This window comes from Mycolicibacterium vulneris (genome assembly GCF_002104765.1).
Lineage (GTDB): Bacteria > Actinomycetota > Actinomycetes > Mycobacteriales > Mycobacteriaceae > Mycobacterium > Mycobacterium vulneris.
On record NZ_NCXM01000009.1, the window covers coordinates 40,457 to 64,168 of the forward strand.

Here is a 23,712-nt window from a genome sequence, read left to right on the forward strand (position 1 = left end):
CAAGCCGTTGTGACACGGACCGTCTCGCGGGGCCGCCGGCGTGGGCCGCACCGTCCAAGCCGGTGGCAGCGGCACGGGTTGCCGCACGTGCGCTAGCGTGGGTGATCGACCGCGTCGCTAACTCAGCGAGGCGCCTGGAAGCACAGCTTTGCACTGCAACCGTGGCGACCGCTAGGCAGTTCAAGGCACTGGAAGCAACAGGAGGAGCCATGACCTACTCTCCCGGAAGCCCGGGCTATCCACCGGCGCAACCCGGCGGCAGCTATGCGGGCACTACACCGTCCTTCGCCAAGGACGACGACGGAACGAGCAAGCTGCCGATCTACCTGAACATCGCGGTGGTTGTGCTGGGTCTGGCGGCGTACCTCCTGAACTTCGGACCTACCTTCACCATCGGCGCCGACCTCGGCCCGGGCATCGGTGGGCGCGCCGGCGACGCCGGCACCGCGGTGGTGGTTGCCGTGCTGGCCGCGCTGCTCGCCGGGCTGGGCCTGCTGCCGAAGACCAAGAATTACCCGGGAATCGTCGCGGTGATCGCGGTCCTCGGTGCGTTGCTGGCCATCACCGAGACGATCAACCTGCCCGCCGGGTTCGCGATCGGCTGGGCGATGTGGCCGCTGGTGGCGGCCGTCGTGCTGCAGGCGATCGCCGCTGTCGTCGTGGTCCTGCTGGAGTCCGGGGTGATCACCGCGCCGGCGCCGCGGCCCAAGTACGACCCCTACGCGCAGTACAACCAGTACGGGCAATACGGCCAGTACGGCCAGCAGCCCTACTACGGACAGCAGCCCGGCGGTCAGCAGCACGGGGGCCAGCAGCAGTCGCCGCAGGGATACGGGTCGCAGTACGGCGGCTATTCGCCGAGCGCGGCGCCCACCCAGAGCGGCGTTCCGACCGGCGGTTTCGGTGCTCAGCCGTCGCCGCAGTCGGGTTCCCAGCCGTCCGCGCAGCAGCACGGCCCGTCCACGCCGCCCACCGGCTTCCCCAGCTTCAGCCCGCCGCCGAACGTCGGCGGATCGGATGCCGGTTCGGCGACGACGAACTTCTCCGAGCAGGGTGGTGGCCAGCAGTTCGGCCAGGAGCAGCAGTCGGGGTCGTCACCGTCTGGGCCAGCGCCCGCCTAACCGTGCGCTGTCGCGCCTAGTCGGGGACGTGCCCCAGAGTGACACGGGTGGAGGACAACCGGGCAGCGGGCGCTCGCCAGGCACGTGACCTAGTCAGGGTCGCGTTCGCGCCGGCTGTGGTGGCGCTGGTCATCATCGCCGCGGTCACGCTGATCCAGTTGTTGATCGCCAACAGCGACATGACCGGCGCGCTGGGCGCCATCGCCAGCATGTGGCTGGGCGTGCACCAGGTCCCGGTTTCGATCGGTGGCCGCGAACTCGGTGTGATGCCGCTGCTGCCGGTCCTCCTGATGATCTGGGCGACCGCGCGCAGCACAGCGCGCGCCACCACGCCCCACTCGTCGTGGCTGGTCGTCCGCTGGGTCGTCGCCTCGGCGCTGGGCGGCCCGCTGCTGATGGCTGCGATCGCCCTGGCGGTCATCGACGACGCGTCCTCGGTGATCACCGAGCTGCAAACACCCAGCGCGCTGCGCGCGTTCCTGAGCGTGTTCGTGGTTCATGCCGCGGGCGCCGGTATCGGCGTGTGGTCCCGGGTGGGGCCGCGCGCGCTGGCAGCCGCGTCGCTGCCGTTCTGGCTCGGCGACTCCGTGCGCGCCGCATCCGCCGGTCTGCTGGCGTTGCTTGGGCTGTCCGGCCTGGTGGCGGCCGGGTCGCTGGTCGTGCACTGGTCGACCATGCAGGAGCTCTACGGCATCACCGATTCGATCTTCGGCGAGTTCAGCCTCACCTTGCTGTCAATGCTCTACGCGCCCAACGTGATTGTGGGCACCGCGGCGATGGCCGTCGGCGCCAGCGCGCATATCGGATTCGCGACTTTCAGTTCATTCACCGTGTTCGGTGGCGATATCCCGGCCCTGCCGGTGCTGGCCGCGGTCCCCAGGCCACCGTTAGGGCCGGTCTGGGTGGCGCTGCTGATCATCGGCGCGTCGTCCGGGGTGGCGGTCGGCCAGCAGTGCGCCCGGCGTGCGCTGCCGCTGCTCGCGGCCGCCGCCAAACTGTTGGTCGCCGCGGTCGGCGGGACGCTGGTGATGTCGTTGCTCGCTTACGCCGGCAGCGGCCAGCTGGGTAACTTCGGCCACGTCGGCGTGGACCAGGGCGCGTTGCTCGTCGGCGTCTTCTTCTGGTTCGCGGTCGTCGGCGGGATCACCGTGGTGATGAGCGGTGGGATCATGCGTCGTCCCCGACGGATCAAGCCCAGGCCCGCACCCGTGGCGGCTGTCGAGGAACCCGCGGACTTCGCGGGCGTTTTCGACGACGATCGGCTGGCCGATGACACGGAGGGGGAGGACGCCATCCCGGCGGATTCGTTCGACCCGGGCGGCGTGCCTCCGGACGATGTGGGCGACGCGCCTCCGGACGATGCGGTCGCCCATGCCGACTCCGCCGAACCCGACGCGCAGGCCGGTGGCGACGCGTCGCCCCCCGCCGAACCGGAGCGGGGCGTGTCCGAGCGAGATTCCGGGGATTAGGCGTTTTGTCCGCCGACTCCTCCTCACGTCGCTGCACGCCGCGCATCGTCGTCGGGCTAGGCTCGCCGATGTGGTCGAACCGCTCCATGTGCCCCCGAACGCACCGGCGCGGGTAGTGGTGCTGGCGTCGGGCACCGGGTCGCTGCTGAATTCACTGCTGACGTCCGCCGTCGCGGACTACCCGGCCCGGGTGGTCGCTGTCGGCGCCGACCGCGACTGCCTGGCCACCGAGATCGCCGCGGCCGCGTCCGTGCCCGCGTTCACCGTCCGGCTCGGCGATCATCCGGACCGCGACGCCTGGGACGCGGCCGTCACCGAGGCCACCGCCGCGCATTCACCCGACCTGGTGGTCTCCGCCGGCTTCATGAAAATCCTTGGACCGCAGTTTCTTTCGCGGTTCTACGGCCGCGTCATCAACACCCATCCGGCGTTGCTGCCGGCGTTTCCGGGCGCGCACGGGGTGGCCGACGCGTTGGCCTACGGTGTGAAGGTCACAGGCTGTACGGTGCACCTGGTAGACGCAGGGACGGACACCGGGCCGATTCTGGCGCAGGAATCCGTTCCGGTGCTCGACGGCGACACCGAAGAGACTCTGCATGAACGCATCAAGGTCACCGAACGCAAGCTCCTGGTGGACGTGGTGGCTGCGATCGCGACCGGCGGCCTGACCCTGGTCGGGAGAACAGCGACGATCGGACGAAAGGCGATGAACCGATGAGCACCGACGACTGGCGCGAAGACGCCAAACGGCCGATCCGGCGCGCCTTGATCAGCGTGTACGACAAGACCGGGCTGGTCGACCTCGCCCAGGGGCTGGCGGGCGCGGGCGTCGAAATCGTCTCGACCGGATCGACCGCAAAGGTCATTGCCGACAAAGGCATTCCGGTGACCCGGGTCGAGGAGCTGACCGGTTTTCCCGAAGTCCTCGACGGCCGCGTCAAGACGCTGCACCCGCGCGTGCACGCGGGACTGCTGGCGGACCTTCGCAAGCCCGAGCACGCCGCCGCACTCGAGGAACTCGGGATCGCGGGCTTCGAGCTCGTCGTCGTCAACCTGTATCCGTTCACCGAGACCGTCGACTCCGGGGCGAGCATCGACGAATGCGTCGAACAGATCGACATCGGCGGCCCGTCGATGGTGCGGGCCGCGGCGAAAAACCACCCCAGCGTGGCGGTGATCACCGACCCGCAGGGTTACGACGGAGTGCTCGCCGCGGTGCGCGAAGGCGGCTTTACCCTCGCCGAGCGCAAAAAGCTGGCCTCACTGGCGTTTCAGCACACCGCCGAGTACGACATCGCGGTCGCGAGCTGGATGGAGTCGACGCTGGCTCCCGAACACCCGCCGACGACCTTCCCGAAGTGGCTGGGCCGCAGCTGGCGTCGCTCGGCGATGCTGCGGTACGGCGAGAACCCGCACCAGCAGGCGGCGCTGTACAGCGACCCGGGCGCGTGGCCGGGACTGGCGCAGGCCGAGCAGCTGCACGGAAAAGAGATGTCCTACAACAACTTCACCGATGCGGACGCGGCCTGGCGGGCCGCCTTCGACCACGAGCAGACATGCGTGGCAATCATCAAGCACGCCAACCCATGTGGGATCGCCATCTCGTCGGCGTCGGTCGCGGACGCACACCGCAAGGCGCACGAGTGCGATCCGCTGAGCGCCTTCGGCGGGGTCATCGCGGCCAACACCGAAGTCAGCCTGGAGATGGCCGAGTACGTCAGCACCATCTTCACCGAGGTCATCGTCGCGCCCGCCTACGAGCCGGCCGCCCTGGAGGTGCTGACCCGCAAGAAGAACATCCGGGTGCTGGTGGGTTCGGAGCCGCTGAGCGGTGGCACCGAGCTGCGGCCGATCAGCGGCGGCCTGTTGGTGCAGCAGCGCGACGAGCTCGACGCACACGGCGACAACCCGGCGAACTGGACACTGGCCACCGGCTCACCCGCCGATCCGGCGACGCTGGCCGACCTGGTGTTCGCCTGGCGCGTCTGTCGCGCCGTGAAATCGAACGCGATCGTGATCGCCGGCGGCGGCGCCACCATCGGCGTCGGCATGGGTCAGGTGAACCGGGTCGACGCCGCGCGGCTGGCCGTCGAACGCGGCGGTGACCGGGTGCGCGGCGCGGTCGCGGCCTCGGACGCGTTCTTCCCGTTCCCCGACGGACTCGAGACGCTGACCGGCGCCGGCGTGAAGGCGATCGTGCACCCCGGGGGATCGGTGCGCGACGACGAGGTGACCGCGGCGGCCGCCAACGCCGGCATTTCGCTGTATCTCACCGGGGCGCGTCATTTCGCGCACTAGCCACGGTGTGCGCGGGCGACGCGGGTGTCAATAAGCGCGTAGTGAACGCCCTTGGCATGACTCGTCTGAGCGCGCGTCGTAGCGTGGAGTGGTGACGTCACCGAGCAACCTGCCCCGCACAGTCGGCGAACTGCGTGCCGCTGGTCATCGTGAACGCGGAGTCAAGCAGGAAATACGCGAAAATCTGCTGACCGCTTTGGCCGAAGGACCGGATAGCGCAGACATCTGGCCGGGCATTCTGGGATTCGACGACACCGTCTTGCCCCAGCTGGAGCGGGCGCTGATCGCGGGCCACGACTTCGTTCTGCTCGGCGAACGCGGTCAGGGCAAGACCCGGCTACTGCGTGCGCTGACCGGATTGCTCGACGAGTGGACGCCGGTGATCGCCGGAGCCGAACTAGGTGAGCACCCCTTCTCGCCGATCACGCCGGAGTCCATCCGCAAGGCCGTCACCCTGGGCGACGACCTGCCGATCGAATGGAAGCACCGCAGCGAGCGCTACACCGAAAAGCTCGCCACCCCGGACACCAGCGTCGCCGACCTGGTCGGCGACATCGACCCGATCAAGGTGGCCGAGGGCCGCAGCCTGGGAGACCCGGAGACCATCGCCTACGGCCTGATCCCGCGCGCGCACCGCGGCATCGTCGCGGTCAACGAGCTGCCCGACCTCGCCGAGCGCATCCAGGTGTCGATGCTCAACGTGATGGAGGAACGGGACATCCAGGTCCGCGGTTACACGCTGCGCCTCCCGCTGGACGTGTTGGTGGTCGCCAGCGCCAACCCCGAGGACTACACCAACCGGGGCCGCATCATCACCCCGCTCAAAGATCGTTTCGGCGCGGAGATCCGGACCCACTACCCGCTGGAGCTCGACGCGGAAGTCGGCGTGATCGCGCAGGAAGCGCACCTGTCGGCCCAGGTTCCCGACTACCTGATGCAGGTCATCGCGCGGTTCGCCCGCTACCTGCGGGAGTCCAACTCCGTCGATCAACGCTCCGGGGTGTCGGCACGGTTCGCGATTGCCGCCGCCGAGACCGTCGCCGCCGCCGCGCGGCATCGCGGTGCGGTGCTGGGGGAGACTGATCCGGTGGCCCGGGTGGTCGACCTGGGCACGGTGATCGACGTCCTGCGCGGCAAGCTGGAATTCGAATCCGGCGAGGAGGGCCGCGAGCAGGCCGTGCTCGAACACCTGCTGCGCCGCGCGACTGCGGACACCGCGTCGCGGGTGTTGGGCGGCATCGACGTCGGTTCGCTGGTGAGCGCGGTCGAGGGCGGTTCGGCGGTGACGACCGGCGAGCGGGTATCGGCCAAGGACGTGCTGGCCGCGGTCCCGAACCTGCCCGTGGTGGACAAGATCGCGGCCAAGCTCGGCGCGCAGTCGGAAGGCGAACGCGCCGCGGCGCTGGAACTGGCGCTTGAGGCCCTGTATCTGGCGAAGCGCATCGACAAGGTATCCGGGGAGGGTCAAACCGTCTATGGCTAAAGGGCATTCTTCGCGCTACTCGGCGTACACCGGCGGGCCCGACCCGCTGGCCCCGCCGGTGGATCTGCGCGAGGCGCTCGAACAGATCGGCCAGGATGTCATGGCCGGCACGTCGCCGCGCCGTGCGCTGTCGGAGCTGCTGCGCCGCGGCACCAAGAACATGCCCGGTGCCGACCGGCTGGCCGCCGAGGCCAACCGGCGGCGACGGGATTTGTTGCGGCGCAACAACTTAGACGGAACCCTTCAGGAGATCAAGAAACTTCTCGATGAGGCCGTGTTAGCCGAGCGCAAGGAGCTGGCCCGCGCGCTCGACGACGACGCCCGGTTCGGCGAACTGCAGCTGGACGCGCTGCCGTCGTCGCCGGCCAAGGCCGTCCAAGAACTCTCCGACTACAACTGGCGCAGTGGCGAGGCGCGCCAAAAGTACGACCAGATCAAGGATCTGCTCGGCCGCGAGATGCTCGACCAACGCTTCGCGGGCATGAAGCAGGCCCTGGAAGGGGCCACCGACGAGGATCGTCAGCGGGTCAACGACATGGTCAACGACCTCAACGACCTGCTGGACAAGCACGCCCGCGGTGAGGACACCCAGCAAGACTTCGAAGACTTCATGAACAAGCACGGCGAATTCTTCCCGGACAACCCGCAAAACGTCGATGAGTTGCTTGACTCCCTGGCCAAGCGCGCCGCCGCCGCGCAGCGCTTCCGGAACAGCCTGAGCGCCGAACAGCGCGCGGAGCTGGATGCCTTGGCGCAGCAGGCTTTTGGCTCGCCGTCGCTGATGCAGGCGCTGAACCGGCTCGATGCGCACCTGCAGGCGGCCCGGCCGGGGGAGGACTGGAGCGGGTCCGAGCAGTTCTCCGGTGACAACCCGTTCGGGATGGGGGAGGGCACCCAGGCGCTGTCCGACATCGCCGAGCTGGAGCAACTGGCCGAGCAGCTCTCGCAGAGCTATCCGGGCGCCACCATGGACGACGTCGACCTGGACGCGCTGGCGCGCCAGCTCGGTGACGAGGCGGCCGTCGACGCCCGAACGCTCGCCGAATTGGAACGCGCGCTGGTTAATCAGGGCTTCTTGGATCGCGGCTCCGACGGCCAGTGGCGGCTGTCGCCCAAGGCCATGCGCCGACTCGGCGAGACGGCGCTACGCGATGTGGCACAACAACTTTCCGGTCGCCGCGGGGAGCGCGACCATCGGCGCGCCGGAGCGGCCGGTGAACTCACCGGCGCCACCCGACCCTGGCAGTTCGGCGACACCGAGCCATGGAACATCTCCCGCACGTTGACCAATGCCGTTCTGCGCCAGTCGGGAACCGCCACCCTGGACGGCCCGGACGGGCGGTTGAAGATCACCGTCGACGACGTCGAGGTCTCCGAGACCGAGACGCGTACGCAGGCCGCGGTCGCGCTGCTGGTCGATACCTCGTTCTCCATGGTGATGGAGAATCGCTGGCTGCCCATGAAGCAGACGGCGCTGGCGCTGAACCACCTGGTGTGCACGCGCTTTCGCTCGGATGCCTTGCAGATCATCGCTTTTGGCCGATACGCACGGACGGTGACCGCCGCCGAGCTTACCGGCCTCGAGGGCGTCTACGAGCAGGGCACCAACCTGCATCACGCACTGGCGCTGGCCGGTCGCCATCTGCGCCGCCATCCCAACGCGCAGCCCGTGGTGCTGGTGGTGACCGACGGCGAGCCGACCGCGCACCTGGAGGATTTCGACGGCGACGGCACCACCGTGTTCTTCGACTATCCGCCGCATCCGCGGACCATCGCCCACACCGTGCGCGGCTTCGACGAGATGGCGCGGCTGGGCGCCCAGATCACCATTTTCCGGCTGGGCAGCGACCCGGGCCTGGCCCGGTTCATCGACCAGGTCGCCCGGCGGGTGGAGGGACGGGTCGTGGTGCCCGATCTCGACGGATTGGGGGCGGCCGTGGTCGGCGATTACCTGCGGTCTCGCCGTCGCTGACCGCCCCCCTTTGCAACCCCGGTCTTGGGGTAGGTGTGCCATGGACTGGGTACAGGCATTTGGAGAAGGAGGAGACCTATGAGCCAGGTTCCAACGATCGAACTCAATGACGGTGTGAGCATTCCGCAGCTGGGTTTCGGGGTGTTCCAGATCAAGCCCGACGAGACGGCGGCGGCGGTGAAGACGGCGCTCGAAATCGGATACCGCCACATCGATACGGCCGAAATGTACGGCAACGAAAAGGAAGTCGCGCAAGGCATTCGCGATGCGGGTCTCGACCGCGGCGATGTCTTCGTCACCAGCAAGCTCAACAACGGATTTCACAAGCCCGACGATGCGCGCCGCGCCTTCGACGAGACGCTGAAGAAGCTGGATTCCGACTACGTCGATTTGTTCCTGATCCACTGGCCGCTGCCCACCCTCTACGACGGCGACTTCGTCTCGACGTGGAAAGTGTTCGAGGAGTTCGCGCGCGACGGCCGCGCTCGCAGCATCGGTGTGTCCAATTTTCAAGTCGCACACCTGGATCGGCTCGCCAGCGAGACCGACACCGTCCCGTCGGTCAACCAGATCGAGGTGCATCCCTATTTCGGCAACGACGAAGTCCGGGCCTACGGGCGCGAGCATGGCATCGCCACCGAGGCGTGGGCGCCCATCGCGCAGGGCAGGGTGCTCGACGATCCGGTGATCAACCGCGTCGCTGAGGGCCGCGGTAAGACCGCCGCGCAGGTGGTGTTGCGCTGGCACATTCAGCGGGGCGACATCGTCTTCCCGAAATCGGTGACGCCGGAACGGGTCAAGGCCAACTTCGAGCTGTTCGACTTTGAGCTGGACGACTCCGACATGGACGCGATCTCCGCGCTGAACAAGGGTGAGTCGGGACGCAACGGCCCCAACCCCGACACGTTCGATTACGTGCCCGACTGAACCGTTCTGCTAGCCGCGCGGCCGGCGGGCCTTGCGGATGATGCCGACCCCGCCCCACAGCGAGAAGCCGCGAATGTGGACGGTCGGCGCGCCGGGCGTGCCCTTTCCGAGGACGGCGCGGTCGAAGTTGCCCATCACGCCGCGGCCGTGCACCTCGACGTTGACCTCGGGCGGCAGCAAAATGTTCTGCACACCCATAATCGACATCGCATGAATGTCGACCTCGGTCGAGGTGAAGTCCGCGTAGCGCAGATCGACCACCCCGCTGCCCCACAGGGTGAAGGTGGTGAGCTTCTTCGGGACGTTCCATCGGCCGCGGCGCTCGAAGCCGCTCATCAACGCCAGCAGCAGGGTCGACGGCGCCGGATTGGGCTTGCCGCCACGGCGGGGGCTGATCGGCGTCCCCGGCAGATCGGCCCGCAGCTGATCCAGTTCCTCGTACGTGGTCGCCGCATACGCCCTGGTCAAACGCTCCTCGTAATCGTTGAGCTGCAGGCGGCCCTGCTCGGCCGCATACGCAAGCAACTGCGCAATCTGGATGCGATCAGTGTCAGCCGCGCGCGACGGCTCGCCGCGCGTGTCCTCCGCATCCCGTTGCGTTGAGTTGCTCATCACCCACGAGCCTACGACGTCCAGGTTTTGCTGCAAGAGGATTGGCTAAACTGCAACCTTGCGCCGGCCCGCGCCGCGCCGCCGGCCGCCCGGCCGGGCACTTTGTTCGACATCTGGCTAACTCCTCGCTGGCTAACTCGTCCAGTTGGGAGGCCGCTTCTCCAGGAACGCCAGCATGCCTTCTTGCGCTTCGTCGGACACGAACAGCCGGGCCGATTCCTCGGCGAGCCGCTCGGCGTCGCGGTCGAACCCGTCCAGCACCGCGGCCGTGGTCAGTGCCTTAGAGGCCGCAAGGCCCTGCGGCGAACCGCGGCCGATGTCGGAGACCAGTTTGTCCACCGCGGCGTCGACGTCCTCGGCCGCCTCGGTGATCAATCCGATCTCGGCCGCCCGGCCGGCGTCGAACGTCTCGCCGGACAGGTAGTAACGCGCCGCGGCCCGCGCCGACAGTTTCGGCAGTAGCGTCAACGAGATGATCGCCGGGGCGACGCCGATCCGGGCCTCGGTCAGCGCGAAGGTGCTGCGCGGGCCGGCGACCGCGATATCGCAGGCACCCACCAGGCCGAATCCGCCGGCACGGACGTGCCCGTTGATCGCGGCGATCACCGGCAGCGGCGAGGAGACGATGGCCCGCATCAAGGCGGCCATCTCCCGGGCCCGCTCGACGGCCATGTCGTATGCCGATGGCGGCGACCCGCTCGGCCCGGCAGCGCCGCGCTCGCGATCGCCACGCGGGTCGCCGTCGCCGGCCTCGCTCAGATCCGCACCGGCACAAAAGGTGCCGCCGGTGTGGCCCAGCACCACCACCCGCACCGCCGGATCCGCCGAGGCGTCGCGCAGGCCCTGGTGCAGCTGGTTGACCAGCGTGGTGGACAGGGCGTTGCGGTTGTGCGGTGAGTTCAGCGTCAGCCGCGCGTGCGGGCCGCCCGTGTCGGCGGGTCCGGCGTATTCGACGAGCGTATCCATCAGTAGCTTCGGGGCAGGCCCAGCGATGTCTGCGCGACGAAGTTCAGCACCATCTCGCGGCTGACCGGAGCGATGCGGCCCAGCCGCGCCGAGGTCAGCATCGCGGCCACGCCGTACTCCTTGGTCAGCCCGTTGCCGCCCATCGACTGCACCGCCTGGTCCACCGACCGCGTGGCCGCCTCGGCCGCAGCGTATTTCGCCATGTTCGCGGCCTCGGCCGCGCCCATGTCGTTGCCCGAGTCGTACAGGGTGGCGGCCTTCTGCAGCATCAGCTTGGCCAGCTCGACCTCGATGTGGCACTGCGCCAACGGATGTGACAGGCCCTGGTGCGCGCCGATTGGCGTGCCCCACACCTGGCGGGTCTTGACGTAGTCGGCGGCCTTGCTGAGGGCGAACCGTCCCATCCCGACAGAGCTCGCCGCGCCCATGATGCGTTCGGGGTTGAGCCCGGCGAAAAGCTGTGCGATGGCGGCGTCTTCGGCGCCGACCAGCGCGTCGCTGGGCAGGCGAACGTCGTCGAGGAAGACCTGGAACTGGCGTTCGGGGCTGATCAGCTCCATTTCGATTGGCGTGTAGGTGAATCCGGGCGCGTCGGTGGGCACTACGAACAGCGCGGGGCGCAGCTTGCCGGTCTTGGCCTCTTCCGTGCGGGCCACCACGAGCACCGCCTGCGCCTGGTCGATGCCGGAGATGTAGACCTTCTGGCCCTTGAGGATCCAGTCGCTGCCGTCGCGGCGGGCGGTGGTGGTGATCTTGTGCGAGTTGGAGCCGGCGTCGGGCTCGGTGATGGCGAACGCCATCGTTAGCGTGCCGTCGGCGATGCCCGGGATCCAGCGCTTCTTCTGCTCCTCGGTGCCGAACTTGCTGATGATGGTGCCGTTGATGGCGGGCGAGACGACCATCAGCAGCAGCGCGCTACCCGCGGCCGCCATCTCCTCCATGACCAGTGACAGCTCGTACATTCCGGCGCCGCCACCGCCGTACTCCTCGGGCAGGTTCACTCCGAGGAAGCCGAGTTTGCCTGCTTCGGACCATAATTCGTCGGTGTGCTCGTGGGCGCGGGCCTTGCGCAGGTAGTACTCGCTGCCGTAGTTGGCTGCCCACGCCGCCACCGATTTGCGTAGGGCCTGACGCTCCTCGCTCTCGATGAAGCTGGTGTCGGTCATGCTTGATCCCCTTCTGATTGCGGCGCTTCCACTCTTGCCAGCACGGCGCCGACTTCGACTTGCTGACCGGTCTTGACGTTGAGTTCGGTGAGTACCCCGTCGACCGGGGCGACGATTGTGTGTTCCATCTTCATGGCTTCCAGCCAGATCAGGGGCTGGCCGGCGGTGACGGTGTCGCCGATCGCCGCGCCGAGCCGGATGACGCTGCCGGGCATAGGTGCCACCAGCGAGCCCTTTTCGACGGTCGAACCGGGCTCAGGGAAGCGCGGCAGCGCGATCAGGTTCACGGGTCCGCGTGCGGAATCGACGTAAACGTCGGAATCGCCCGTGTCGTAGCGCCGCACCGAGAAGCCGTGGTCGACGCCGTCGGCCCGCAGCACGACGTCCTCCGCGCTGGCCGACACCAGCTGCACCGATGGGTCGTCGGGGAGCGCCAATCCGGTTCTGCTGAACCGGTATTGAATTCGATGCTCGTCACCCCGGTCGTCGCGATAGGCCTTGACCTGATGGCCCGACGCCAGGTTGCGCCAGCCGCTGGGGACGGCGCCCAACACCGGGGCGGCGGCGCGGTTGTGCGCGGCGTCGGCGAGCGCGGCCGCGATGGCGGACAGGCGGGCCACCGCGGCGTCGCCGAGCGGCGCCGCCAGCCGCGCCAGGTCGTGGGTATCGAAAAACGCGGTGTCGGTGGCACCGTCGAGGAACGCCGGATGCCGCAGCACGTTCACCAGCAGATCGCGGTTGGTGCGCACCCCGTGCACCCGGGCGCGAGCCAGCGCGTCGGCGAGCACTAGCGCCGCCTGGCGGCGCGTCGGGGCGTAGGAGATGACCTTGGCCAGCATCGGATCGTAGTGAATCGAGACGGTGCACCCGTCGACGATGCCGGAATCCAGCCGGATTCCGGTCCGCTGTCCCAGTGAGCTGAACTCGGTCCGGACCGACGGCACATCGAACGCGTGCACCAGGCCGGCCTGCGGCCGCCAGTTCTTGGCGGGGTCCTCGGCGTAGAGCCGGGCCTCGATCGAATGTCCTTGGGCGGCGGGCGGTTGCACGTCGAGACGCGCGCCGTCGGCGACGGCGAGCTGGAGTTCGACGAGGTCGAGCCCGGTGGTCTCCTCGGTGACCGGGTGTTCGACCTGCAGCCGGGTGTTCATCTCCAGGAAGTAGAACTCGCCGTCGTCGTCGGCGAGGAACTCGACGGTCCCGGCTCCGGTGTACCCGATGGCTTCGGCGGCCAGCCTCGCCGCGTCGAACAGCTTGGCGCGCATGCCGGGTGTGCGCTCCACCAGCGGCGAGGGCGCCTCCTCGATGATCTTCTGGTGGCGGCGCTGAATCGAGCATTCGCGTTCGCCGACCGCCCACACCGTGCCGTGGGTGTCGGCCATCACCTGAACCTCGATGTGGTGCCCGGTGGGCAGATAGCGTTCGCAGAACACGGTCGGATCACCGAACGCGGACTGCGCCTCGCGGCTCGCCGCGGCGACTTCGCCCGCCAGAGCGGACAATTCGCGGACCACCCGCATGCCGCGGCCACCGCCCCCGGCGGAGGCCTTGACCAGCACCGGCAGCTGAACCTGGGTGACGGTTTCGGGGTCGAGCTCGTCGAGCACCGGCACCCCGGCCGCGGCCATCAGCTTCTTGGACTCGATCTTGGAGCCCATCGCGCGCACCGCGTCCACCGGCGGGCCGACCCACGTCAGGCCCGCGTCCTGGACGGCGGCTGCGAATTCGGCGTTCTCCGAGAGGAACCCGTAGCCGGGGTGTATCGCGTCGGCGCCCGCGGCGCGGGCGGCCGCGATGATGGCCGCGGCGTTGAGGTAGTCGTTGGACTTGTCCAGCCGCACCCTGGCGTCGGCCTCGGCGACGTGCGGCGCGCCGGCGTCGGGGTCGGTGTAGACGGCGACGGTGCCGAGGCCGAGCCGGCGGCAGGTGGCGAACACGCGCCGGGCGATCTCGCCCCGGTTGGCGACCAGAACTCGAGTGATCATGGGGCTCACATCCGGAAGACGCCGAAGTTCGACGTCCCCTTGATCGGGCCATTGGCGATGGCGGACAGACACATTCCCAATACGGTGCGGGTATCGCGCGGGTCGATCACCCCGTCGTCGTAGAGCATCCCGGACAGCACCAGCGGCAGCGACTCGGCTTCGATCTGGCCCTCGACCGCGGCCCGCATCGCCGCGTCGGCCTCCTCGTCGACCTGCTGGCCGCGCGCCTCGGCCGCCGCGCGAGCAACGATCGACAACACCCCCGACAGCTGGGCGCCACCCATCACCGCGGACTTGGAGGTCGGCCACGCGAACAGGAACCGCGGATCGTAGGCGCGGCCGCACATGCCGTAGTGGCCCGCGCCGTAGGACGCGCCGATCAGCAGCGAGATGTGCGGGACGGTCGAATTGGACACGGCGTTGATCATCATCGAGCCGTGCTTGATCATCCCGCCCTCTTCGTAGTCCTTGCCCACCATGTAGCCGGTGGTGTTGTGCAGGAACAACAGTGGCGTGTTGGAGCGGTTGGCCAGCTGGATGAACTGGGTGGCCTTCTGGGACTCCTCGCTGAACAGCACGCCGCGCGCGTTGGCCAGGATGCCGATCGGATAGCCGTGTAACTGGGCCCAGCCCGTCACCAACGACGACCCGTACAGCGGTTTGAATTCGTCGAATTCGGAGCCGTCGACGATGCGGGCGATCACTTCCCGCGGATCGAACGGGATGCGCAGATCCGCGGGCACGATGCCGATGAGTTCCTCGGTGTCGAACAGCGGCGCGGTGACCGGTTTGGGTTTCGGCCCCTGCTTGACCCAGTTCAGCCGGGCGACGACGCGGCGGCCGATTCGGATCGCGTCGAGTTCGTCGACGGCGAAGTAGTCGGCCAAACCCGAGACACGGGCGTGCATTTCGGCGCCGCCGAGCGATTCGTCGTCGGATTCCTCACCGGTGGCCATCTTCACCAGCGGGGGACCCGCGAGGAAGACCTTGGAACGTTCCTTGATCATCACCACGTGGTCGGACATGCCCGGAACGTAGGCGCCGCCCGCGGTGGAGTTGCCGAACACCAATGCGATGGTGGGGATCCCGGCCGCCGACAGCCGGGTCAGGTCGCGGAACATCCGCCCACCGGGAATGAAGATCTCCTTCTGCGTGGGCAGGTCCGCGCCGCCGGATTCCACCAGGGAGATGACCGGTAGCCGGTTCTCGAAGGCGATCTGGTTGGCCCGCAGGATCTTCTTCAGGGTCCACGGGTTGCTGGTGCCGCCTTTGACGGTCGGGTCGTTGGCGACGATCATGCATTCCACGCCTTCGACGACACCGATGCCGGTGACCGTGCTGGCGCCGACCTTGAAGGCGCTGCCCCACGCCGCGAGCGGACTGAGCTCCAGGAACGGCGAGTCCTGGTCGACGAGTAATTCGATGCGTTCGCGCGCCGTCAACTTGCCGCGATCATGATGGCGTTCAACGTATTTGGCCCCGCCGCCAGCCAGCGCATTGGCCAGCTCGGTGTCGATCTCCTCAAGTTTGGTGATCGCCGCCGTCGCCGCGTCGGTGAAGACGGGGGCCTCGGCGTCGAGGGTGGACTGCAGCACGGTCATGATTGGAATCCCAGCAGTTTGGCGGACAGTGCGGTGAGGATCTCGGTGGTCCCACCGCCGATGCCGAGGATTCTCATGTCCCGGTATTGGCGTTCCACCTCGGATTCGGCCATGTAACCCATGCCGCCGAACAGCTGGACGGCTTGGTTGGCCACCCACTCGCCGGCCTCGACGGCGGTGTTCTTGGCGAAGCACACCTGCGGGATCAGATTGGTCTCACCGGCGAGCTGCCGCTCCACCACGCTGCGCGAGTAGACCCGGGCGACGTCGATGCGACGGGCCATCTCGGCCAGCGTGTTCTGCACCGACTGCCGCGATATCAGCGGCCGGCCGAACGTTTCGCGATCGCGACACCATTGCACCGTCAGGTCCAGGCACCGCTGCGCGCTTGAATATGCTTGTGCGGCAAGGCCGATGCGCTCCGAGACGAAGGCCTGCGCGATCTGGGCGAAGCCGCTGTTCTCGGCGCCGACCAGGTTGGCCACCGGCACGCGGACGTCGGTATAGGACAGTTCGGCGGTGTCCGAGGACCGCCAGCCCATCTTGTCCAGCTTGCGGGTCACCTCGAAGCCCGGCGTGCCCTTCTCGACCACCAGCAGCGAAACCCCACCCGCGCCAGCGCCTCCGGTGCGCACCGCGGTGACCACGTAGTCGGCGCGGACCCCGGAGGTGATGTAGGTCTTGGCGCCGTTGACCAAGTAGTAGGCGTCGCCGTCGCTGCGGACAAGCTCAGCCGAGGTCCTCAGATGCCCGACGTCGGAACCGCCGCCGGGTTCGGTGATGGCCAGCGAACCGATCATCTCACCGGCCAGCGTCGGGCGGACGAACTCATCGATCAGCCGTTGATCGCCCGAGGCGATCATGTGCGGCACCGCGATGCCGCAGGTGAACAGCGACGCGAAGACACCGCCCGGCGCTCCGGCCTGATGCATCTCCTCGCAGATGATCACCGCGTCGGCGCCGTCGCCGCCACCGCCGCCGGCCGATTCGGGCAAGCCCGCTCCCAGCAGTCCGGCGGCCCCGGCGCTGCGGTGCAATTCGCGCGGCAGGTCGCCGGTGCGCTCCCACTCGTCGACGTGGGGCAGGATCTGGCGTTCTGCGAACGAGCGCACCGTCTTTCGCAGCTGTTCGCGCTCGGGCGTGGTCCAAAGATTCACAGCAGACTCTCCGGGATGTCGAGGTAGCGGCCGCGGAGCCATTCGCCCAGCCCCTTGGCCTGGGGATCGAATCGAGCCTGGTAGGCGACGCCCCGGCCGAGGATGCCGTCGATGACGAAGTTGACCGCCCGCAGGTTCGGCAGCAGGTGGCGGGTGACGTCGAAGTCCGCGGCCTCGGGCAGCAGCGCCTTGAGCAGCTCGACGGTCAAAGTGTTGGCCAGCCACCGCCATTGCTCGTCGGTGCGCACCCAGACCCCGACGTTCGCCGAGCCGCCCTTGTCGCCGCTGCGCGCCGCGGCGATGCGGCCCAGCGGCACCCGCCGGGTCGGGCCGGCCCGCAGCGGTTCCGGCAGCGGTGGCGTGTCGGCCGGGGATAGCTCCAAAGTGTCTGTGGCGCAGGGGATGTCGATACGGGATCCGTCGGCGTGTACCGCGACGTGTGGTACCTGATCGGCGGCGACGTATCCCGGGGTGAACACGCCGTAGACCTGGCCGTCGCCCGGCGGGGCCGTCACGTGAAATCCCGGATAGCTGGCCAACGCCAATTCGACAGCGGCGGAGGAGAATTGGCGCCCGACATTGGCGGGGTCGGGGTCGCGCACGACGCAGTGCAGCAGGGCGCTGGCGGCCTCTTCGGTGTCGGCGTCTGGGTGGTCGGTGCGGGCCAGCGACCATTGCAGTTCGGCGGGCTTGACGTTGAGCGCGGCGTCGAGTTGCCGGCGTATCAGCTCGGCCTTGGCCTCGATGTCCAGGCCGGTCAGCACGAAGGTCATCGAGTTGCGGAACCCGCCGATGCTGTTCATCGACACCTTGTAGGTGGGTGGCGGGGCTTCGCCGCGCACCCCGCTGATGCGCACCCGGTCGGGCCCGTCGGACGACAACTCGACGCTGTCCATCCGGGCGGTGACGTCGGGATTGGCGTAGCGCGCACCGGTGATCTCGTAGAGCAGTTGCGCGGTGACGGTGTCGACGCTGACCAGGCCGCCGGTGCCCGGGTGCTTGGTGATCACCGAGGATCCGTCGGCGCTGACCTCGGCCAGGGGGAAACCGGCGTGGGTGAGATCGGCGACCTCGGTGAAGAACGAGTAGTTGCCGCCGGTGGCCTGCACCCCGCACTCGATGACATGGCCGGCGACCACGGCGCCGGCGAGCCGGTCATAGTCGGTGCGGTCCCACCCGAAGTGTGCGGCGGCCGCCCCGACGATCACCGAGGCGTCGGTGACGCGGCCGGTGACGACCACGTCGGCGCCGGCCTCGAGGCAGTCGACGATTCCCCAGGCGCCCAGGTACGCGTTCGCGGTCAGCGGGCTGCCCAGGCCGAGCTCGGCGGCACGCGACAACAGGTCGTCGCCCTCCACGTGAGCGATCCGGGCGTCGATGCCCAGCCGCTCGGCCAGCGCGCGTATCGCGTCGGCCAGGCCGGCGGGGTTGAGGCCGCCGGCGTTGGCGACGATGCGGACCCCGCGGTCGCGAGCCTCGCCGAGGCAGTCCTCGAGCTGGGTCAGAAAGGTCTTGGCGTAGCCGCGCTCGGGGTGCTTCATCCGGTCGCGGCCCAGGATTAGCATGGTGAGTTCGGCCAGGTAATCGCCGGTGAGGTACTCGACGTCACCGCCGGTGAGCATCTCGCGCATGGCCGACAGCCGGTCGCCGTAGAACCCCGAACAGTTCGCGATCCGGACGGCGCCGGAACTGCCCAAGGCGCCGGAAGCGCCGGAAGCCGAGGCCATGCCTGTCCTCCATTCGGGGATTCACCGGTTCGGACCTACCAACCAACCGGTAGGTTAGCGGGTACCGTCGGTGTCACGTCAAGGATCCCACTTCGGAACAGGGTGCCCGCGGTGCGCCCGGTGGGCAGGGGATCGGCGCGCGGACGTCCATTTTGGCCACAGGCGGACCAGCGACTATCCTGATGTGCGATCGTCGCCCGTTCGGCCCACCGGCCACGCCGCGCGACATGCCGAACTGCAAGTCCCACTATTGAGGAGTTAGGCCCGACCATGGCCGTACCCAAGCGCAGAATGTCGCGCGCGAACACCCGTAGCCGGCGCGCGCAGTGGAAGGCCGAGAAGACCGAACTCGTCGGTGTGACGGTCGCAGGTCAGCGGCACAAAGTTCCCCGGCGGCTGCTCAAGGCGGCCCGCCTCGGTCTGATCGACCTCGACCGCCGCTAGCCCGATGGCGGCGGCCCGCTGCGCCCGGCTTCGCCGCGCTTGCGACCGCCGCTAGCCCGATGGCGGCGGCCCGCTGCGCCCGGCTTCGCCGCGCTTGCGACCGCCGCTAGCCCCTCCCGGCGCGCCTCTCAGGTCAGTCTCAGGCAGTGGGACGAAACTAGGGTCCGTGCGAATACTGGTCGTCGACGATGATCGCGCGGTGCGCGAGTCGCTGCGTAGGTCGTTGTCCTTCAACGGCTACTCCGTTGAGTTAGCCCATGACGGGGTCGAAGCCCTCGAACGGATCGCGAACGAGCGGCCCGATGCCCTTGTTCTGGATGTGATGATGCCGCGCCTGGACGGCCTCGAGGTATGCCGCCAGCTCCGCAGCACCGGCGACGACCTGCCCATCCTGGTGCTCACCGCGCGCGATTCGGTGTCGGAGCGGGTCGCCGGCCTGGATGCCGGCGCCGACGACTACCTGCCGAAGCCGTTCGCCCTGGAAGAGCTGTTGGCTCGGATGCGCGCTCTGCTGCGCCGCACCAAGCCGGAGGACGAGGACGCCGATTCGGTGGCGATGACGTTCTCTGACCTGACGCTGGACCCGGTCACCCGCGAGGTCACCCGCGGTCAGCGCCGGATCAGCCTGACCCGCACCGAATTCGCGCTGCTGGAAATGCTGATCGCCAATCCGCGCCGGGTGCTCACCCGCAGCCGCATCCTCGAGGAGGTCTGGGGATTCGATTTCCCCACCTCGGGCAACGCGCTGGAGGTCTACGTGGGCTATCTGCGGCGCAAGACCGAAGCTGATGGGGAGTCGCGGTTGATCCACACCGTGCGCGGTGTGGGTTACGTCCTTCGGGAGACGCCCCCGTGACGATGCGGGTCCCTCGATGATCCGGTTCCACCGGCCTCAACGCCCACCGATGCGCCCACCGTTGCGCGCAACGCCGTCCCTGTCGTTGCGGTGGCGGGTGATGCTGCTGGCCATGTCGATGGTGGCCATGGTCGTGGTGCTGATGGCCTTCGCCGTCTACGCCGTGATCTCGGCCGCGCTGTACAGCGACATCGACAACCAGCTGCAAAGCCGGGCGCAACTGCTTATCGCCAGCGGTTCACTGGCCGCCGACCCCGGCAAAGCCATCGAAGGCACTGCCTATTCCGACGTCAACGCGATGCTGGTGAACCCGGGCCACGCGATCTACACCGCCCAGCAGCCGGGTCAGACCCTGCCGGTCGGCTCGCCGGAAAAAGCGGTCATCCACGGTGACTTGTTCATGTCACGGCGCACCGCCGGCGACCAGCGAATCCTCGCGGTGCACCTGCAGAACGGCACCTCGCTGCTGATCTCCAAGAGCCTCAAGCCCACCGAGGCGGTGATGAACCGGCTGCGCTGGGTGCTGCTGATCGTCGGCGGCGTGGGTGTGGCGGTCGCCGCGGTGGCGGGCGGCATGGTCACCCGAGCCGGGCTACGCCCGGTGGCACGGCTGACCGAAGCGGCCGAGCGGGTGGCGCGCACCGATGACCTGAGACCCATTCCCGTGTTCGGTAGCGACGAACTGGCAAGGCTCACCGAGTCGTTCAACCTGATGCTGCGCGCGCTCGCCGAGTCCCGGGAGCGGCAGGCACGACTGGTCACCGACGCCGGGCACGAACTGCGCACCCCGCTGACGTCGCTGCGGACCAACGTCGAGCTGCTGATGGCCGCGATGGAACCGGGGGCGCCGCGTCTGCCCGAGCAGGAGATGGTCGACCTACGCACCGATGTCATGGCGCAGATCGAGGAATTGTCAACGCTGGTAGGCGATTTGGTGGACCTCACCCGCGATGACGCCGGCCAGGTGGTGCACGAACCCGTCGACATGTCCGAGGTCGTCGATCGCAGCCTGGAGCGAGTCAGGCGGCGGCGCAACGACATTCACTTCGACGTCGACGTGACGCCGTGGCAGATGTACGGCGACGCCGCCGGGTTGTCGCGTGCGGTCCTCAACCTGCTCGACAACGCCGCCAAGTGGAGCCCGCCCAGTGGGCACGTCGGTGTCACAATGCGCCAGCTCGACCCGTCGCACGCGGAGCTGGTGATCGCCGACTACGGCCCCGGCATTCCGCTCCAGGAGCGCCGGCTGGTGTTCGAGCGGTTCTACCGCTCGATGGCCGCACGCGCCATGCCTGGCTCAGGACTCGGGCTCGCCATTGTCAAAAAGGTCGTGCTCAACCACGGGGGACTGCTGCGCGTCGAGGACACCGTTCCGGGCGGTCAGCCCCCGGGCACGTCCTTCTATGTGCTGCTGCCCGGCCGGCCGCTGCCCGCCTCGACGTACGCCACGGCCGCCGACGATGCGGAAACCGGCCAGGTAGACGCCGCAACCGGCCCCACCCAAGCGGTGACCGACGACGAGGCGAACTCTCGGGAATCGGCGAACGTTATCTCAGTGGACTCTCAGTCCGCGCGGGCAAGGTAGGTCTGCGGCTACTGTTGAACCCAGCCGTCGACTTGCCGAAACACAGAGATAGAGGAAGAGCGACTTAGCGACATGACGAATGACCCGAGGTATTCGCCACCGCCGCAGCAGCCGGGATATCCCCCCGCGCCGAATCAGCCTGCGCACGTCCCGAGCCATGCGGGGTCCTCCGGCTATGCCCCGGGACGACAGCTGCCGTACAACCAGCAATATGACTGGCGCTATCGGTCGCAGCCCTCGTCGTCGCCGACGACGCAGTTCCGTCCGCCCTACGAGCCCTTCAGCAACACCGGGCAGGGTCGGATTCCCGGGGGCGCCGGCGCAGGCCCGATGCCGGGAGGCGCCGGCACGGGTCCCATGCCCGGCATGCTGCCCGGGATGCCCGTCCCGCCCGAACCCCAAAAGCGTTCTCGCACAGGCTTGTTGGTCGTCGGTGCATTAGCCATCGCCGTGGTGTCGGCCGGTATCGGCGGTGCCGCGGCGACGGCCGTCGAGCTCGGCACGCACGCGACCGGGAACGGCGGCGGGCGTGTCATCGGGGCGGCGCCCAGCGTCCCGGCCGCGAACATGCCGCCCGGCAGCGTCGAGGGGGTCGCCTCCAAGGTGGTGCCCAGCGTCGTGATGCTCGAGACCGACATAGGGCGCCAGTCCGAAGAGGGCTCCGGCATCATCCTGTCCACCGACGGGCTCATCCTGACGAACAACCACGTGATCGCCGCCGCGGCGGGACCGCCCAAGGGGCCCGGCGGCCCTCCGGGAGCTCCGCCGGCGGCTCCCGTGCCACCCGGCATCCCGGGTGGTCCCGGCGGCGCCGGTGCCGGTTCCCCGACGCCCAAGACGACGGTGACCTTCTCTGACGGTCGCACCGCACCGTTCACGGTGGTCGGCGCGGATCCCACCAGCGATATCGCCGTGATTCGCGTGCAGGGCATGTCCGGGCTCACCCCGATCTCGCTGGGCTCCTCGTCGGACCTTCGCGTCGGCCAGCCGGTCGTCGCGATCGGGTCGCCGTTGGGTCTGTCGGGCACGGTGACCACGGGCATCGTCAGCTCGCTGAACCGGCCGGTGTCCACCACCGGTGAGTCGGGCAACCAGAACACCGTGCTGGACGCGATTCAGACCGACGCCGCGATCAACCCCGGTAACTCCGGTGGTGCGCTGGTCAACATGAACGGCCAGCTGGTGGGCGTCAACTCGGCCATCGCCACGCTGGGCGCGGACTCGCCGGACGCGCAGAGCGGTTCGATCGGCCTGGGCTTCGCGATTCCGGTCGATCAGGCCAAGCGCATCGCCGATGAGCTGATCGCCACCGGCAAGGCGTCCCACGCCTCGCTCGGCGTGCAGGTGACCAACGACAAGGGCACCCCGGGCGCCAAGGTCGTCGACGTCGTCGCGGGCGGCGCGGCGGCCTCCGCCGGCGTCCCCAAGAACGTGGTCGTCACCAAGGTCGACGACCGGCCGATCAATAGCGCCGACGCGCTGGTCGCGGCTGTGCGGTCCAAGGCGCCCGGTGACAAGATCTCGCTGACGTTCCAGGATCCCGCTGGTGGCGGCAGCCGAACGTTGCCGGTCACCCTCGGGAAGGCGGATCAGTAGTGAAAGTGGACGAACCCTCGGCGACGGGATTGTCTGAGCTCGGATATACGGTTGCTCCCATGGAAACGGGTGCGGAATTAGTAGTTGGCCGGGCTTTGGTTGTGGTGGTCGACGATCGCACCGCTCACGGGGACGAGGACCACAGCGGTCCGCTGGTGACCGAGCTGCTGACCGAGGCCGGCTTCGTTGTCGACGGTGTGGTCGCGGTCGCCGCTGACGAGATCGAGATCCGCAACGCGCTGAACACCGCGGTGATCGGCGGGGTGGACCTGGTCGTCTCGGTCGGCGGGACGGGCGTCACGCCGCGCGACGTCACCCCGGAGGCCACCCGCGAGATCCTGGATCGCGAAATCCTCGGTATCGCAGAGGCTATCCGCGGGTCGGGCCTGTCGGCGGGCATCATCGATGCCGGATTGTCACGTGGTCTCGCCGGGGTGTCCGGCAGCACGCTGGTGGTCAACCTGGCCGGCTCCCGCTACGCCGTGCGCGACGGCATGGCGACGCTGAATCCGTTGGCGGCCCAGATCATCGGGCAATTGTCGAGCCTGGAGATCTGAACTCCGCGGCCGGGCGATCGCCGCGGAATCGGCTAACGGGCCACAACGAACCGCGCGGTGCGCAGCAAGCGGCGGGGCAACGGATACCAGCGGTCTGGATCGAGCCCGCAGTCCCGAAATGCGCTGGCGGGCAGTACGTCGGCAATCAGGCTGAGGTGGTACTGCAGCAGGGCGAACACGGCGTAGGGAA

19 protein-coding genes are annotated in these 23,712 nt (G+C 68.6%); 12 read left to right on the plus strand and 7 right to left on the minus strand.

Annotated features, from left to right (window positions below; genetic code table 11):
* Positions 1-209: 209 nt before the first annotated feature.
* The 7 genes from B8W69_RS10490 to B8W69_RS10520 all read left to right on the plus strand — a co-directional run bounded on the left by B8W69_RS10490 (position 210) and on the right by B8W69_RS10520 (position 9,270).
* Positions 210-1,121 (plus strand): DUF5336 domain-containing protein, encoded by a 912-nt coding sequence (locus B8W69_RS10490; protein WP_085289764.1) that lies wholly within the window; start codon positions 210-212, stop codon positions 1,119-1,121.
* 47 nt (positions 1,122-1,168) lie between these two features.
* Positions 1,169-2,590 carry a cell division protein PerM gene (locus tag B8W69_RS10495; RefSeq protein ID WP_085289765.1) on the plus strand — a complete coding sequence of 474 codons (1,422 nt, stop codon included), beginning with the start codon at positions 1,169-1,171 and terminating at the stop codon, positions 2,588-2,590.
* A gap of 70 nt (positions 2,591-2,660) precedes the next feature.
* On the plus strand, positions 2,661-3,308 hold the full coding sequence (purN, locus tag B8W69_RS10500; protein ID WP_085289766.1) for a phosphoribosylglycinamide formyltransferase: 648 nt from the start codon (positions 2,661-2,663) through the stop codon (positions 3,306-3,308).
* Positions 3,305-4,888, plus strand: coding sequence for a bifunctional phosphoribosylaminoimidazolecarboxamide formyltransferase/IMP cyclohydrolase (gene purH / locus B8W69_RS10505; protein ID WP_085289767.1), 1,584 nt, complete (start codon positions 3,305-3,307; stop codon positions 4,886-4,888). The genes purN and purH overlap by 4 nt, the downstream gene beginning before the upstream one ends.
* Positions 4,889-4,976: 88 nt before the next feature.
* Positions 4,977-6,371: a sigma 54-interacting transcriptional regulator gene (locus B8W69_RS10510; RefSeq protein WP_085289768.1), complete on the plus strand. Its 1,395-nt coding sequence runs from the start codon at positions 4,977-4,979 to the stop codon at positions 6,369-6,371.
* Complete coding sequence (locus B8W69_RS10515) at positions 6,364-8,343, plus strand: vWA domain-containing protein (protein WP_085289769.1); 1,980 nt, start codon at positions 6,364-6,366, stop codon at positions 8,341-8,343. The genes B8W69_RS10510 and B8W69_RS10515 overlap by 8 nt, the downstream gene beginning before the upstream one ends.
* 78 nt (positions 8,344-8,421) lie before the next feature.
* Complete coding sequence (locus tag B8W69_RS10520) at positions 8,422-9,270, plus strand: aldo/keto reductase (RefSeq protein WP_085289770.1); 849 nt, start codon at positions 8,422-8,424, stop codon at positions 9,268-9,270.
* Between the two features lie 9 nt (positions 9,271-9,279).
* On the opposite strand, the gene B8W69_RS10525 is transcribed toward B8W69_RS10520, so the two are convergent.
* From B8W69_RS10525 to B8W69_RS10555, 7 genes are all read right to left on the minus strand, one after another.
* Entirely contained in the window at positions 9,280-9,882 is a 603-nt protein-coding gene (locus B8W69_RS10525; protein ID WP_085289771.1) for a DUF1707 SHOCT-like domain-containing protein, read from the minus strand.
* Between the two features lie 132 nt (positions 9,883-10,014).
* Positions 10,015-10,848: an enoyl-CoA hydratase family protein gene (locus B8W69_RS10530; protein WP_085289772.1), complete on the minus strand. Its 834-nt coding sequence runs from the start codon at positions 10,846-10,848 to the stop codon at positions 10,015-10,017.
* Positions 10,848-12,014: an acyl-CoA dehydrogenase family protein gene (locus B8W69_RS10535; protein ID WP_085289773.1), complete on the minus strand. Its 1,167-nt coding sequence runs from the start codon at positions 12,012-12,014 to the stop codon at positions 10,848-10,850. The genes B8W69_RS10530 and B8W69_RS10535 overlap by 1 nt, the downstream gene beginning before the upstream one ends.
* The gene (locus B8W69_RS10540; RefSeq protein WP_085289774.1) at positions 12,011-13,999 is read right to left on the minus strand and encodes an acetyl/propionyl/methylcrotonyl-CoA carboxylase subunit alpha; all 1,989 of its coding nucleotides are present in this window, start codon (positions 13,997-13,999) and stop codon (positions 12,011-12,013) included. The genes B8W69_RS10535 and B8W69_RS10540 overlap by 4 nt, the downstream gene beginning before the upstream one ends.
* Positions 14,000-14,004: 5 nt before the next feature.
* A complete protein-coding gene (locus tag B8W69_RS10545; protein WP_110881891.1) occupies positions 14,005-15,594 on the minus strand; it encodes an acyl-CoA carboxylase subunit beta in 1,590 nt (529 codons plus the stop codon).
* Positions 15,595-15,596: 2 nt separating this feature from the next.
* Positions 15,597-16,757 (minus strand): acyl-CoA dehydrogenase family protein, encoded by a 1,161-nt coding sequence (locus B8W69_RS10550; protein WP_085289776.1) that lies wholly within the window; start codon positions 16,755-16,757, stop codon positions 15,597-15,599.
* Positions 16,754-18,484, minus strand: coding sequence for an acyclic terpene utilization AtuA family protein (locus tag B8W69_RS10555; protein ID WP_085289777.1), 1,731 nt, complete (start codon positions 18,482-18,484; stop codon positions 16,754-16,756). The genes B8W69_RS10550 and B8W69_RS10555 overlap by 4 nt, the downstream gene beginning before the upstream one ends.
* Positions 18,485-18,754: 270 nt before the next feature.
* Between B8W69_RS10555 and rpmF the strand changes: the two genes are divergently transcribed.
* The 5 genes from rpmF (at position 18,755) to B8W69_RS10585 (ending at position 23,522) form a co-directional block, all read left to right on the plus strand.
* Complete coding sequence (rpmF, locus tag B8W69_RS10560; RefSeq protein ID WP_003872812.1) at positions 18,755-18,928, plus strand: 50S ribosomal protein L32; 174 nt, start codon at positions 18,755-18,757, stop codon at positions 18,926-18,928.
* Positions 18,929-19,094: 166 nt separating this feature from the next.
* The gene (gene mprA / locus B8W69_RS10565) at positions 19,095-19,784 is read left to right on the plus strand and encodes a two-component system response regulator MprA (RefSeq protein WP_085289778.1); all 690 of its coding nucleotides are present in this window, start codon (positions 19,095-19,097) and stop codon (positions 19,782-19,784) included.
* Positions 19,785-19,800: 16 nt separating this feature from the next.
* Positions 19,801-21,369, plus strand: coding sequence for a HAMP domain-containing sensor histidine kinase (locus B8W69_RS10570; protein ID WP_085289779.1), 1,569 nt, complete (start codon positions 19,801-19,803; stop codon positions 21,367-21,369).
* 72 nt (positions 21,370-21,441) lie between these two features.
* Positions 21,442-22,965, plus strand: a complete 1,524-nt coding sequence (locus tag B8W69_RS10580; protein WP_085289781.1) for a S1C family serine protease — start codon at positions 21,442-21,444, stop codon at positions 22,963-22,965.
* A gap of 59 nt (positions 22,966-23,024) precedes the next feature.
* Positions 23,025-23,522: a MogA/MoaB family molybdenum cofactor biosynthesis protein gene (locus B8W69_RS10585; protein ID WP_044487196.1), complete on the plus strand. Its 498-nt coding sequence runs from the start codon at positions 23,025-23,027 to the stop codon at positions 23,520-23,522.
* Positions 23,523-23,712 lie beyond the last annotated feature (190 nt).

What these genes read in the sequence shown, in the direction of transcription:
- B8W69_RS10490 (WP_085289764.1), top strand. Translation starts at nt 210, where the DNA reads ATGACCTACTCTCCCGGAAGCCCGGGCTATCCACCGGCGCAACCCGGC.
- purH (WP_085289767.1), top strand. Translation starts at nt 3,305, where the DNA reads ATGAGCACCGACGACTGGCGCGAAGACGCCAAACGGCCGATCCGGCGC.
- B8W69_RS10515 (WP_085289769.1), top strand. Translation starts at nt 6,364, where the DNA reads ATGGCTAAAGGGCATTCTTCGCGCTACTCGGCGTACACCGGCGGGCCC.
- B8W69_RS10520 (WP_085289770.1), top strand. Translation starts at nt 8,422, where the DNA reads ATGAGCCAGGTTCCAACGATCGAACTCAATGACGGTGTGAGCATTCCG.
- B8W69_RS10525 (WP_085289771.1), bottom strand. Translation starts at nt 9,882, where the DNA reads ATGAGCAACTCAACGCAACGGGATGCGGAGGACACGCGCGGCGAGCCG.
- B8W69_RS10530 (WP_085289772.1), bottom strand. Translation starts at nt 10,848, where the DNA reads ATGGATACGCTCGTCGAATACGCCGGACCCGCCGACACGGGCGGCCCG.
- B8W69_RS10535 (WP_085289773.1), bottom strand. Translation starts at nt 12,014, where the DNA reads ATGACCGACACCAGCTTCATCGAGAGCGAGGAGCGTCAGGCCCTACGC.
- B8W69_RS10540 (WP_085289774.1), bottom strand. Translation starts at nt 13,999, where the DNA reads ATGATCACTCGAGTTCTGGTCGCCAACCGGGGCGAGATCGCCCGGCGC.
- B8W69_RS10555 (WP_085289777.1), bottom strand. Translation starts at nt 18,484, where the DNA reads ATGGCCTCGGCTTCCGGCGCTTCCGGCGCCTTGGGCAGTTCCGGCGCC.
- rpmF (WP_003872812.1), top strand. Translation starts at nt 18,755, where the DNA reads ATGGCCGTACCCAAGCGCAGAATGTCGCGCGCGAACACCCGTAGCCGG.
- B8W69_RS10570 (WP_085289779.1), top strand. Translation starts at nt 19,801, where the DNA reads ATGATCCGGTTCCACCGGCCTCAACGCCCACCGATGCGCCCACCGTTG.
- B8W69_RS10580 (WP_085289781.1), top strand. Translation starts at nt 21,442, where the DNA reads ATGACGAATGACCCGAGGTATTCGCCACCGCCGCAGCAGCCGGGATAT.
- B8W69_RS10585 (WP_044487196.1), top strand. Translation starts at nt 23,025, where the DNA reads ATGGAAACGGGTGCGGAATTAGTAGTTGGCCGGGCTTTGGTTGTGGTG.